This window comes from Salinicoccus cyprini (genome assembly GCF_007713705.1).
GTDB classification, from domain to species: domain Bacteria; phylum Bacillota; class Bacilli; order Staphylococcales; family Salinicoccaceae; genus Salinicoccus; species Salinicoccus cyprini.
In genome coordinates, this window is sequence record NZ_VMSJ01000001.1 from 550,114 (window position 1) to 564,215 (window position 14,102).

The following is a 14,102-nucleotide window of genomic DNA, read 5'->3' on the forward strand; positions in this document are numbered from 1 at the left end:
ATGACCGGTATTCTAGCTTTTATTGTTGTTTTTGGTGTGCTTGTGACAGTACACGAACTGGGGCACCTGATCTTCGCCAAACGGGCAGGAATCATGTGCCCTGAATTTGCTATCGGCATGGGACCCAAAATCTTTTCCTACAAATATAATGACACACTCTATACTGTAAGATTGCTTCCAGTCGGCGGCTACGTCAGGATGGCTTCAGAAGAGATGGAGATCAATCCGTTGAACGCCGGCATGCGTGTGCAGCTGAAGACGAACGAAAGCAATGAAATTACGCACATCATCCTCGATGACAAGCATAACTTCACACAGATCGAAGAAGTGGAAGTCATCGATTCGGATATAACTAAAGACATGTTCATCCGTGCGAGCCGTCTGCATGATGGCGAAGAGGTGACATACCCGCTCTCGCACGAAGCGTATTTCGTCGAGAATTCCCAGCTTGAACGTATCGCACCGAGGACGGCACGCTTTGAATCCAAGTCGGTCTGGCATCGTTTCATGACATTGGCCGCCGGTCCGCTGATGAACTTCGTACTTGCCTTTGCACTGTTTACACTGCTGTTCTACATGCAGGGCAAACCTTCCGAGGAGCCGGTCGTCGGCCTTGTCGCCGAAGATACACCCGCTGAGGAAGCAGGACTTCGGGCAGGCGACCGTCTTGAAACGATCAACGGCGAACCGGTGGAAAGCTGGGGCAACATGACGTCGATCATACAGGAAGAGGGCGGCCAGCCGCTTGATATCACCGTTTCAAATGATGGCGGGGAACGACAGGTCGAACTGACACCGGTAGTGGATGTTACCGAACTGCCTGACGGCACGACGAGTGAACGGCTGATCATCGGCATCGGGCAGGACATGGAACATGGTGTCATATCCCCGATACTGTGGGGAGCCGAGCAGACCTATGAGATGGGGACGATGATATTCCGACTTGTCGTCCAGATGTTTGCAAGTATTGTCGACGGCACGTTCTCGTTCGATATGCTGAACGGTCCGGTCGGCATCTATAAGGTGACGGAACAGGTCGCGGCCCAGGGGCTGATCACACTGATCAACTTTACCGCAATACTCAGCGTCAACCTCGGCATCATGAATCTGCTGCCGATTCCGGCACTGGATGGGGGACGCATCCTGTTTGTCCTATATGAAGGCATCTTCAGAAAACCGCTGAATAAGAAAGTCGAACTGAACATACAGCTTGTCGGTGTCCTGTTCCTGCTTATGGTCATGATTCTTGTAACATGGAATGATATAAAGACATTTTTCCTTTAGGAGTGAAATGAATGAGACAATCCAGAATGTTTATACCTACAATGAGAGAAACCCCTCAGGACGCAGAAAGTCTGAGTCATCGTCTGATGCTGAAGGCGGGCATGATCAAGCAGATGGCGAGCGGCATATACACGTATCTGCCGATCACAAAGCTCGTCCTCAATAATATCGAGCAGATCGTCAGGGAAGAGATGAACGCCATCGGCGGTGTGGAGATCCACATGCCGGTGCTGCATCCGAAGGAACTGTGGCAGGAATCCGGACGCTGGGATGCCTACGGCAGAGAGCTGATGCGGATGAAGGATCGCCACGATCGCGACTTCGCACTTGGACCGACACATGAGGAAATCATTACTGCACTTCTGCGCGATGAGCTGAAAAGCTATAAGAAGCTGCCGTTGACGCTGTTCCAGATCCAGACCAAGTTCCGCGACGAACTGCGCCCGCGCTTCGGGCTGCTGCGCGGCAGGGAGTTCATCATGAAGGATGCATACTCCTTCCACAGCGACGAAGCATCACTCGATGAAACGTATCATGACATGTACAATGCCTATTCGAACATCTTCTCCCGTCTTGAGCTGAACTACCGTGCGGTTGAAGCGGATTCCGGCGCCATCGGCGGCAGCCATACACACGAATTCATGGCACTCGCCGACATCGGTGAGGATACGATCGTCTATACGGATGGCAGCAACTATGCCGCCAATATAGAGAAGGCGGGATGCCCGGTTCCTGACCATGCTGAAATCAGCAGCAGCAAGGAAATCGAGAAGGTGGAGACACCGGGCGTTTCAAGCTGTGCCACTCTCGCTGAACATCTTGGCATCGAACTGGAAGAGACGACGAAGACGATGATCATGCGCATCGGCAATGACTACGCCATGATACTGCTCCGTGGTGATCACGAGCTGAACGACATCAAAGTGAAGTCGTATTTCAAGACGGACGATGTCGACTTTGCGACGGATGAGGAGATCAGCAATCTGCTCGATGCCGCACCAGGCAGCCTCGGTCCCGTCCACACCGATCTTCCGGTCTATCTGGACCACCAGGTACGGAACATGCAGGACTACCCGACAGGTGCCAACGAAAGCGGCTACCACTTCATCAACGTCAATCATGAACGGGACTACGAAGTCGAGGACTATGACGACTTCCGCTTCATCACTGAAGGCGAGATGGCGCAGGATGACAGCGGTCCTGTCAAGTTCATGAAAGGCATCGAAGTCGGCCAGGTGTTCAAGCTCGGCACGAAGTATTCTGAAGCAATGAATCTGAATGTCCTTGATGAGAATGGACGCAGTACCCCTGTACTCATGGGCTGCTATGGTGTCGGTGTATCACGGACACTCTCCGCCATCATCGAAAGCCATAATGATGACCGGGGCATCATCTGGCCGAAGGCAGTGACGCCATTCGATATTCATATCATTACCGCCAACCCGAAGGATGAGGAAGGTGTCAGAATAGCCGAGGAGCTCTACGAATCACTTGGAAAAAGGTACCGTGTGCTCTATGATGACAGAAAAGAGCGTGCAGGCGTGAAGTTTGCCGACTCCGATCTGATTGGACTGCCCTACAGGGTGGTCATCGGCCGGGGCGCCAAGGAAGGTAAAGTGGAAGTGAAGGCGAGAAACAGTGAAGAATCGATGGATCTGTCCATTGATGATGTATTGCAGTATCTGGAAGTAAACTATTAGAAGAAGTCATGCGCGTAAATCAGAGATTTACGCGCTTTTATAGGAGTGTTGCAAGTGAAGGGCAAGGATCAGTTCAATATACTGCTCCAGCAGGCAGGCATAAAGGGCAACGAAAACTATCTATCGACCGGTACACTGAAAAAAGTCGTATCGGATGATGACAGGCGGCTGTGGGAATTTCATCTTCATTTTGAAAATATGATCCCTGCTTCCCTGCGCGCCATGATGGAAGATAGTATCAGCAAGGCTTTTTCGAACATTGCGGATACGAAGCTCTTCATTTCCGCAGATCATTATACGGATAAGGACATTCTGGACTATCTCGAATATGCACTGACCGATATCAGCGTCAATGAAAACATCCGTTTCCAGCTGCTCAACTGCGACAAGCAGTTCAAAGGCGGCACACTGATGTTTTCTGTCCAGAACGATATCGAAGTCGCACATTTCAATAAACATATCAACGGCAATCTGACGTCCGCCTACAGTGTGTATGGCATGCCGATCAAAGGCATCGAGTTCCATGTCGACAAAGCACTTGATTCCGACAGACGGACAAAACTCGAGGAACGTCTGAAGGAAGAGAAGACCGAGCTTGTTCAGGGCTTCATCGAACAGCGCAAGGATATGGAAGCGGATATGAAGCAGCAGCAGGAAGATGTCGTCAAGCAGATCGGGAAACCCATGAACATGAATGATATCAGGCCACTTGAAACCGTTGTGGATGAAGAGTTCAATGTCAAAGTGGAAGGGGTCATCTTCAGCAGTGAAGTGAGAGAGCTCAGAACCGGGCGTAAAATACTCCAGCTCAAGCTCACCGACTATACGGATTCCATCGCCGCCAAAATGTTCTCAAGGCATGGCAAAAATGACGATGCCGTATTTGATGCACTATCCAAAAACGACTGGGTCATCATTGAAGGCAATGTGGAATACGACGAGTTCTCAAGAGATATGGTGCTCATGATCCGCAACCTCAATGTCATCCAGAAGCCCGAGAAGACGGATAAAAGTGCTGAAAAGCGTGTCGAGCTCCATCTCCACTCAGAAATGAGCCAGATGGACGGGTTGCGCAATATCGGCGAATATGTCAAACGGGCAAAGGATTATGGGCATACGGCAATGGCTGTAACCGACCACAATAACGTCCAGGCTTTCCCGGATGCCTATCATGCAGCAGAGAAGCACGGCATCAAAATGATATATGGCATGGAAGGGCTGCTTGTCGATGACGGTGCGCCGATCGCCTACAAGCCTCAGGACATCGTGCTCGAGACCCACGACTACGTCGTCTTCGACGTTGAGACGACCGGTCTGTCATCAAAGTATGACCAGATCATCGAACTTGCCGGTGTCAAAGTGAGAAACGGCGAGATCGTCGACCGTTTCGAGCGGTTCAGCAACCCGCATGAGCCATTGACCGAAACGATCAAGGAGATTACCGGCATTACGGATGATATGCTTGTTGATGCACCGCCGATATCCGAAGTCATCAGGGATTTCGAGGCCTGGGTGGGGGATGCGATATTCGTCGCCCATAACGCAAGCTTCGATATGGGCTTCATTGAAGCGGCCTACAAAAAGGAAGGGCTTGAACCCTACACCAATGGGGTCATCGATACACTCGAGCTTTCCCGCGCGATCAACAAGGATTTCAAGAAGCATGGTCTCAATATACTGGCCAAAAAGTACAATGTCGAACTGACCCAGCACCACCGGGCGATCTATGATGCAGAGGCGACAGCATATATTTTCATCAAGATGCTCTCGCAGATAAAAAAGCTCGGCATCGACAACCACAACCACATCAATGAAAAGCTTGCCGATGCCGACTCATACAAGCGCGCCATGCCGACGCACGTCACCATTCTGGTCAAGAACCAGGAAGGCCTGAAAAATCTGTTCAAGATCGTCTCCGCATCATTGACCGACCATTTCTACAGGACGCCCCGCATCAGAAAGCAGATGCTTGAGAAGCACCGTGCCGGACTGCTGATCGGCAGCGCGTGTGATTCCGGCGAAGTGTTCACAACAATGATGCAGAAATCATATGAGGAGGCAAAGAAGGTGGCAGCCTTCTATGACTACCTCGAGATTCTGCCGAAGGCACTCTACAGCCGGCTGCTCGACCGTGAAATCGTGCGGGATGAATCGACGCTCGAGGAGATCATCACAAACATCATCACGCTGGGTGAGGAACTCGATAAGCCGGTTGCAGCGACCGGCAACGTCCATTATCTGGATGAATCCGATAAGCTGTGCCGGGATATCCTTGTGAAAAGCAATCCGGGTAATCCGCTCAGCCGCGGTCGGCTGCCGGACGCACAGTTCAGAACGACCGATGAGATGCTTGATGCATTTTCATTCCTCGACGAATCCGTCAGAAGGGAAGTTGTCATCAATGCACCGAACCGGATCGCCGACAGCATCGACACGGTTGTGCCTGTCAAAGATGAGCTGTATACACCGAATATCGAAGGTGCCAACGACCAGATACGTGAACTCAGCTACAGCAATGCGCGTGCGCTCTACGGCGAGGAGCTGCCCCAGGTCGTCGTCGACCGTCTGGAGAAGGAGCTTGACAGCATCATCGGCAACGGTTTTGCGGTCATCTATCTGATCAGTCAGAAGCTCGTGACGAAATCGCTTGAAGATGGCTACCTTGTCGGCTCACGGGGGTCGGTCGGATCGAGCTTTGTAGCGACCATGACCGAAATCACCGAAGTCAATCCGCTGCCGCCGCACTATGTATGTCCGGAATGCAGAACGAGCGAGTTCTTCATGGACGGCAGTGTGAGCTCGGGCTATGACCTTCCTGACAAGAACTGCGGCACATGCGGCAGCACCCTCATCAAGGAGGGGCAGGATATTCCATTTGAGACTTTCCTGGGCTTCAAAGGGGACAAAGTACCGGATATCGACTTGAACTTCAGTGGCGACTACCAGCCGGTGGCGCACAACTATACGAAGGAGCTGTTCGGTGAAGACAAGGTGTTCCGTGCAGGCACCATCGGTACAGTCGCAGAGAAGACCGCATTCGGCTATGTCAAGGGCTACTTGAATGATAATGGCCTGCAGCGCAGAGGTGCAGAGATCGACCGTCTCGTTCTCGGCTGCAGCGGTGTCAAACGGACGACCGGACAGCACCCGGGCGGCATCATCGTTGTGCCCGACTATATGGATATATACGATTTTACACCGATCCAGTATCCGGCTGACGATGTGGAGTCGGAATGGAAGACGACGCATTTCGACTTCCACTCCATCCATGACAACCTGCTCAAGCTGGATATACTCGGACACGATGACCCGACGATGATCCGCATGCTGCAGGATCTCTCGGGCATCGACCCGAAGACTGTTCCTGTGGATGACGCGCGGACCATGTCGCTCTTCAGTTCACCGGAAACACTCGGGGTGACGGAAGAGGACATCAACTGCCGCACCGGAACACTCGGTGTACCCGAATTCGGAACCGGGTTCGTCAGGCAGATGCTTGAAGACACGAGACCGTCGACATTCAGTGAACTCGTCCAGATTTCAGGATTGTCGCACGGGACGGATGTCTGGCTCGGCAATGCCCAGGACCTCATCAGAAGCGGTACATCGGACCTTAAAAATGTCATCGGCTGCCGGGATGACATCATGGTCTACCTGATGTACCAGGGCCTTGAACCCTCTCTCGCATTCAGCATCATGGAGAAGGTCAGGAAAGGGAAGGGCCTCTCTGAGGAGCATGAATCGGCAATGCGGGAGCAGGGTGTACCGGGCTGGTATATCGACTCCTGCAAGAAGATCAAGTACATGTTCCCGAAAGCCCACGCCGCAGCCTACGTGCTGATGGCGGTGAGGATCGCCTACTTCAAAGTGCACCATCCACTTTTCTACTACGCCAGCTACTTCACTGTGCGTGCATCGGACTTCGACCTCCTCACGATGGTCAAGGACAGCACGACAATCAAGCACAAGGTCAAAGAGATGAACCAGCGTTTCCAGGAGCTGAGCAAAAAGGAAAAGGACACGCTCGTAGTGCTGGAGCTTGCCAATGAGATGGCACAGCGCGGCTACAAGATCAGACCCGTGGACGTCGAGAAATCCGACAGCACCGAGTTCAAAATCGAAGGCGACGCGCTCTACCCGCCATTCCTTGCCGTACCGGGCCTTGGTGCCAGTGTGGCACGACGCATAGTCGAAGCACGGGATGAAGAGCCGTTCATATCGAAGGAGGATCTGAACAAGCGTGCCGGCGTCTCCCAGAAGATCGTCGACTATCTGACCGAACTCGGCAGTCTCGATCACCTGCCCGACAAGGCGCAGCTCTCCATTTTCGACATGTAGGTTCAAGTTGCAGGCATAATGGCTGTGTGATATAATTATTATGATATTAAATACCCAGTCACAAGGAGAAGAACGGGCGCGCCCGTTCTTCTCTTAGTTTTGAAGGAGGGGAATGGACATATGAATCGTACTGAACAGAAGGTCATGACACACGCACAGCCACTCGTCGAAGAAATGGGGTACAAGCTTATCGAAGTGGAGTACGTGAAAGAAGGTCCTGACTACTATCTGAGACTCTATCTCGATAAGAAGGGCGGCATCACACTCGAGGACTGTGCCCGGGCAAGTGAAATGCTGAGTGAAAAGCTGGATGAATGGGCAATCATCGAGGGCGGCTATTTCCTGGATGTCTCTTCTCCCGGTGCCGAGCGTCCGATCAAGGATGACGATGATCTGGAGATGACACTGGACCAGGGCATATATGTCAAAACGTATCAGCAGATCGAAGGCAGCAAGGAATGGACCGGTATACTGAAACACTTTGATTCTGATACTGTATCCATCGAGTATAAGGACAAGACCCGCACAAAAACAGTGGTCGTCAGCCGCGACAAGATCGCAACGATAAGAAAAGCGGTAATATTATGATTGGAGGCGCTTATAAGTGAACCAGGAACTATTGAATGCAATAGAATATCTTGAAAAAGAAAAAAGCATTCCGAGAGAGGTGCTCATCGAAACAATTGAAGCAGCGCTTCTTACAGCATACAAAAAGAACTACTCCCAGCATCGGAATGTTACGGTCGACCTGAACATGGAAAACGGCACATACCGTGTCATCTCGAGGAAGGACGTTGTGGAGGAGGTCGAAGATTCCACAGCGGAGATCGACCTTGGGACGGCCCGTACGGTCAACCCGGCATATGAAATCGGCGATCCGTTCGATGAGGACGTGACACCGAAGGACTTCAACCGCGTTGGTGCGCAGGCTGCCAAACAGGCTGTCATGCAGCGTCTCCGTGATGCTGAGCGGGGCATTCTCTACAATGAATTCATCGACAAGGAGGATGAGGTGATGACCGGCCTGATCGACCGTGTCGACCATCGCTTCGTCCACATCCAGCTGGGTCGTACAGATGCGGTACTGAGCGAATCCGAAAGAATGCCGAATGAAGTCTACCGTCCGAATGACAGGATCAAAGTCTATGTCAATAAGGTCGAACAGACGACAAAAGGACCTCAGATATTCGTATCGAGAACCCACCCTAATCTGCTGAAGCGCCTTTTTGAGAAGGAAGTACCTGAAATCTATGATGGTACCGTCGAAATCATGAGTGTCGCCAGAGAAGCTGGGGAGCGCTCCAAGATCAGCGTATTCGCCAAAAACCCGGACGTGGATGCAGTCGGTTCATGCGTCGGTGCACGCGGCGCCAGAGTGGAAGCGATCGTCAATGAACTCTCAGGCGAGAAGATCGACATCGTCCTATGGAATGAAGATCCGAAGGTCTTTGTCAAAAATGCACTCAGCCCGTCCCAGGTCGTCGATGTCATCGTGGATGCAGACAACCAGTCCACAATGGTCATCGTGCCGGATAACCAGTTGTCGCTGGCCATCGGTAAAAGAGGACAGAACGCACGTCTGGCTGCAAAGCTGACCGGATGGAAGATCGATATCAAAAGCGAATCGGATGCGAGAGAAGAAGGCGTCCTATAATAAGATATGCGGGTGATATATCATGAAGAAGAAAGTACCACTCAGGAAATGTATCCTGACCAATGAAATGCATCCCAAAAAAGACCTCCTGCGCATCGTCGTCACCAAGGAAGGCGAAGTGGCGGTCGATCCGACCGGCAAGAAGAACGGCCGTGGCAGCTACGTGGTCAAAAATCTTGAAACGGTGGAAAAAGCACGCAAGGGCAGGAAGCTTGAAGGCAGACTCGGCTTTGACAGCGACACACTCGGTCCTGTCTATGATGAGATCATCCGCCTGATCTACCGTGAGGATATCCCTAAAAGATGACAGATAAGATACTGAACCTTCTGGGGCTGGCCAAACGTGCAGGCATGCTGACGACCGGGGAAGACAAGACGATAGAAGCCATCCAGCACAAGAAGGCTAAAGTGGTCTTCATTGCAAGCGATGCAGGAGACAGCACAGCGAAAAAAGTCAGGAATAAATGCAGCTACTACAACGTACCGTTGATTGATGACTATACCAACGAGAACCTCAGTATTGCGACGGGCGCACCAAACCGCGTGGTATTGTCAGTGACAGATCCAGGTTTCAGCCGGAAGATGCTGCAGCTTAAAGAGAAAGGAAAGTGATTCGATGAGTAAAATCAGAATCTATGAATATGCAAAAGAGAGCGGAGTCGCAAGCAAAGAAGTGATCGAGTTCCTCCAGGCGAGAGATATTGAAGTCAAAAGCCACATGAAGTCGTTGGAAGACAACGAAGTTGAGCTTCTGAACAAGGAATTCAGGAAATCCAATGCTTCCAGCAACTCCGGTTCAAACAGGAAGCCGGCGAACCAGGGCGGCCAGAAACAGTCCGGCAGCCAGAACCAGGGCAGCCAGAGACAGAACAACAATACGAACCAGGGCGGCGGCCAGAGACAGAACAACAACCCGAATCAGAGGAACAGAAACAACAGGAACCAGAAGCCAGGGGCCGGCGGCAGACCGAAGAACAGAAAGCAGAATAATGCTCCGAAACAGAAACCGGTTCAGAAGGAAGTCGAAATTCCTAAGGAATTCAAGTATCAGGAAGGTATTACAGTAGGCGAACTGGCTGAAAAGATGGGTCTTGACTCATCCAAGATCATCAAGGATCTGTTCATGGTCGGTACAGTGGCGACCATCAACCAGCCGCTTGATAACGATTCAGTGGAACTGATTGCAAGTGACAATGGATTCACTGCCGAGCTTGAAGTCATTGTCGATGACACGGATCTCGAAAACTATTTCGAACTAGGTGACGACCTGACGGAAGAGAGACCAAGTGTTGTAACAATCATGGGACACGTCGACCATGGTAAGACGACCCTGCTCGACTCCATCCGCAACACGAAAGTGACACAAGGTGAAGCGGGCGGTATCACGCAGCATATCGGTGCCTACCAGATCGAATCCGATGGCAAGAAGATCACATTCCTCGATACACCGGGCCACGCAGCGTTCACGACAATGCGTGCACGCGGTGCCCAGGTGACGGATATCACTGTACTTGTCGTTGCAGCTGACGATGGTGTGATGCCACAGACGATCGAAGCCATCAACCACGCCAAAGCGGCGGAAGTACCGATCATTGTGGCTGTCAACAAGATGGACAAGCCGACAGCGAACCCTGACCGTGTCATGACGGAACTGGGCGAACATGGACTCTTCCCTGAAGACTGGGGCGGTGACACGATTTTCGTACAGCTTTCTGCCCTGAGCGGTGATGGTATCGATGATCTGCTTGAAATGATTACACTCGTCGGTGAAGTTGCAGAACTGAAGACGAAAAGCGACAGACCAGCTGTAGGTACCGTCATCGAAGCGGAACTCGACAAATCAAGAGGTCCGGCAGCATCCCTGCTTGTCCAGCATGGTACACTGCAGGTCGGTGATTCCATTGTTGTCGGCAATACTTTCGGTAAAGTCAGAGCAATGGTCGATGACCTCGGCCGACGCATCCAGAAGGCAGGGCCTTCGACACCAGTTGAAATCACCGGTCTGAATGATGTACCGCATGCGGGTGACCGCTTCGTCGTCTTCAAGGATGATAAGACAGCGCGGAGCATCGGTGAGGCAAGAAGCGAGCAGCAGGTGATCAATGACCGTGAACAGCCTTCAGCAGTCAGCCTCGACAACCTGTTCGAGCAGATGAAGGAAGGCGAAATGAAAGACCTCAACATCATCATCAAAGGGGACGTCCAGGGTTCTGTCGAAGCTTTGAGCGCTTCACTGATGAAGATCGATGTTGAAGGCGTCAACGTACGCATCATCCACACGGGTGTCGGTGCCATCAATGAATCCGATGTGACACTTGCGTCAGCTTCACAGGCGATTGTCATCGGCTTCAACGTCCGTCCGGATGTCAATGCCAAGAAGGCGGCAGAGCGTGAAGGCATCGATATGAGACTCCACCGCATCATCTACAATGTCATTGAAGAGATCGAATCTGCGATGAAGGGCATGCTTGACCCTGAATTCGAAGAGAAGGTCATCGGCAATGTGGAAGTGCGCCAGACATTCAAAGTTTCCAAAGTGGGCACGATTGCCGGTTCCTATGTAACGGACGGCAAAATCACCAGAGATTCAGGTGTAAGAGTCATCAGAGAGGGTATAGTCATCTATGAAGGTGAACTGGATACTCTGAAACGTTTCAAGGACGATGCGAAGGAAGTGACTGCCGGCTACGAGTGCGGTATCACGATCAAGAACTTCAACGACCTTAAAGAGGGAGACCAGATCGAACCTTATATCATGGTTGAAATTGAAAGGTGATGACTATGAGCAACAGACATGAAAGAGTTGCAGAAGAAATCAAGAAAGTTGTAAGCGAGACGATACGTACTAAAGTATCAGATCCCGATATCGGAATGATCACTGTAACGGATGTCGAGCTGACGAAGGAGATGGAAGTTGCAACCATCTATTTCACTTCCCTCAACGAAAATCGCGAGGAAGTGGAAGCGGCACTTGGACGTGCCAAAGGACTGGTCCGCTCCGAAGTGGCCAGGGAGATCAGAATCAGAAAAGCGCCGGAACTTCAATTCAAGTACGACACTTCCATTGAATACGGCAACAAGATTGAAAATCTGCTCAATGAAATCAAAGATAAATAGACCTGAGGGGGGTTCCCCCCAGGTTTTTATTTTTATATGGAGGCATATGGATATGCACGGTGTAATACCCATCAACAAACCAAAAGGACTGACAAGCCATGACGTTGTCATGCGCATGCGCAGAATTCTACATATGAAGAAAGTGGGCCATACCGGCACGCTCGATCCGGAGGTGACCGGTGTGCTGCCGATTGTCATCGGGGATGGCACCAAACTGACCGAATACATGCAGACGAAGAAGAAGCGGTACCAGGCGCAGGTGACACTCGGCTTTTCCACAGATACGGAGGATCAGACCGGAGCGGTGGAAGCGAGGACCGAAGATCTGTCCGGTATTACGGATGCGTCGATCGACCAGGTGGTTGCAGGTTTCCTCGGCAGCTACCGCCAGCAGGTACCGAAATATGCCTCCGTCAGAGTGGATGGCAGGAAGCTCTATGAATATGCACGTCAGGGCATCGAGGTCGAGCGCCCGGTGAGGACAGTGCACATCCACAGTATCAGCCGCACGAGCGATATCGAAAGGGAGGATGGTCTCATCACCTTCGACATTGACGTGGAGTGCTCGAAGGGGACGTATATCCGTACGCTGGCTGTCGATATCGGCCGTGCACTCGGTGCACACGCACACATGTCCCGTCTCGTACGCACGGAATCATGCGGCCTCACCCTCGACCGGACAGTGACGCTTGAAGTACTGAAGGATTCAGATCCTGCAGACTACATTGTACCGATTGCAGAAATCATCGAATCACTGCCGACCATTGAGATTACCGATCAGGACTTCCTTTTCAGAATCCGCAATGGGCAGAAAGTGGACAAATCTGATATCATGGACAAAGTAGACATGGAGAATGTCGAAATGGTGGCATTGAGGCATGAGGGCGTACCGATCGGAATATACTACGATCACCCTGAACGAGAAGACTTGATGAAACCATACCAAATGTTCAATTTATAAGAGGCGATGAAATGAAAATCTACAGACTTCACTATCCACATGAACAGCAAGCGCTCGACCTGGAACCTTCTGCGGTGGCAGTCGGTTTCTTTGACGGTCTCCATAGAGGCCATCAGAATGTCATAAATAAAATGGAAGAGATTGCCGAATCGGAAGGATTGAAAAAGGCAGTGATGACCTTCGATCCCCATCCTTCAGTTGTATTGAGTCCGAAAAAGCAGCGGACAACCTATCTGACACCGCTCGATATAAAGCTTGGCATGCTCGAGGCACGCGGCATCGACTACTGCTTTGTGATCAATTTCTCCAGTGCACTGGCAGGACTTTCACCTGATGAATTCGTCCAGCAGTACATCATGGCGCTTGATATCAAGGAAGTGGTGGCAGGCTTCGACTTTACATATGGAAAGCTTGGCAAGGGCAATATTGATACACTCTCCCGCTATGAATCCTTCAATACGACAGGGGTCGGCAAGATCACTGAAGGCGAGGAGAAGATTTCGACCACCCGCATCCGGGAGGATCTGGCCGCACACGACCTCGCGCATGCCAATCTCATTCTCGGTAGACCATATGAAGTGAAAGGTGTCGTCGTACAGGGGGAGAAGCGCGGGCGGACAATCGGTTTCCCGACGGCCAACATAGAACCGGAATACCGCTATCACCTTCCGGCCAAAGGTGTCTATGCAGTCACCATGCAGCTTGATAATGAAGGGACCGTCCATAAGGGTGTATGCAACGTCGGTGTCAAACCGACCTTCCATGACAATCTGGAGCGTGTTTCGATTGAAGTGCACCTCTTCGATTTTGACGAGAGCATCTATGGAGAGAACGTGACTGTCCACTGGCACCACTTCATCCGTCCGGAGTGGAAGTTCAATGGGATAGATGAACTGAAGGCACAGATTGCAAAAGATAAGCAAAAAGCCATCGGCCTACTTGAAAATGCATGACGATTCAAGTATAATGAGCGAAGTGCCCTAGTCTTGGCAGAGCGAAACTCCGACATCTGCTCGGATAGTGGTGAACAATAATAACAAGGAGGCGT

11 protein-coding genes are annotated in these 14,102 nt (G+C 51.3%); all 11 read left to right on the plus strand.

Going from position 1 to position 14,102, the window contains the following annotated elements:
- Positions 1–1,284 carry an RIP metalloprotease RseP gene (gene rseP, locus FO441_RS02665; RefSeq protein ID WP_145285397.1) on the plus strand — a complete coding sequence of 428 codons (1,284 nt, stop codon included), beginning with the start codon at positions 1–3 and terminating at the stop codon, positions 1,282–1,284.
- Positions 1,285–1,295: 11 nt separating this feature from the next.
- Positions 1,296–2,984, plus strand: a complete 1,689-nt coding sequence (locus tag FO441_RS02670; protein ID WP_145285400.1) for a proline--tRNA ligase — start codon at positions 1,296–1,298, stop codon at positions 2,982–2,984.
- A 48-nt stretch (positions 2,985–3,032) separates the two neighbouring features.
- Positions 3,033–7,322, plus strand: a complete 4,290-nt coding sequence (locus FO441_RS02675; RefSeq protein WP_425473440.1) for a PolC-type DNA polymerase III — start codon at positions 3,033–3,035, stop codon at positions 7,320–7,322.
- Between the two features lie 120 nt (positions 7,323–7,442).
- On the plus strand, positions 7,443–7,910 hold the full coding sequence (rimP, locus tag FO441_RS02680; protein WP_145285407.1) for a ribosome maturation factor RimP: 468 nt from the start codon (positions 7,443–7,445) through the stop codon (positions 7,908–7,910).
- A gap of 16 nt (positions 7,911–7,926) precedes the next feature.
- Entirely contained in the window at positions 7,927–8,976 is a 1,050-nt protein-coding gene (nusA, locus tag FO441_RS02685) for a transcription termination factor NusA (protein WP_145285410.1), read from the plus strand.
- Between the two features lie 19 nt (positions 8,977–8,995).
- The gene (gene rnpM, locus FO441_RS02690) at positions 8,996–9,283 is read left to right on the plus strand and encodes an RNase P modulator RnpM (protein ID WP_237605031.1); all 288 of its coding nucleotides are present in this window, start codon (positions 8,996–8,998) and stop codon (positions 9,281–9,283) included.
- A complete protein-coding gene (locus FO441_RS02695) occupies positions 9,280–9,588 on the plus strand; it encodes a L7Ae/L30e/S12e/Gadd45 family ribosomal protein (RefSeq protein WP_145285415.1) in 309 nt (102 codons plus the stop codon). The genes rnpM and FO441_RS02695 overlap by 4 nt, the downstream gene beginning before the upstream one ends.
- A 4-nt stretch (positions 9,589–9,592) precedes the next feature.
- Positions 9,593–11,752: a translation initiation factor IF-2 gene (infB, locus tag FO441_RS02700; protein WP_145285418.1), complete on the plus strand. Its 2,160-nt coding sequence runs from the start codon at positions 9,593–9,595 to the stop codon at positions 11,750–11,752.
- A gap of 5 nt (positions 11,753–11,757) precedes the next feature.
- Complete coding sequence (gene rbfA / locus FO441_RS02705) at positions 11,758–12,093, plus strand: 30S ribosome-binding factor RbfA (protein WP_145285421.1); 336 nt, start codon at positions 11,758–11,760, stop codon at positions 12,091–12,093.
- A gap of 52 nt (positions 12,094–12,145) precedes the next feature.
- Positions 12,146–13,054 (plus strand): tRNA pseudouridine(55) synthase TruB, encoded by a 909-nt coding sequence (gene truB, locus FO441_RS02710; protein WP_145285424.1) that lies wholly within the window; start codon positions 12,146–12,148, stop codon positions 13,052–13,054.
- 11 nt (positions 13,055–13,065) lie between these two features.
- Entirely contained in the window at positions 13,066–14,007 is a 942-nt protein-coding gene (locus tag FO441_RS02715; protein ID WP_145285426.1) for a bifunctional riboflavin kinase/FAD synthetase, read from the plus strand.
- The last annotated feature ends 95 nt before the right edge of the window (positions 14,008–14,102 follow it).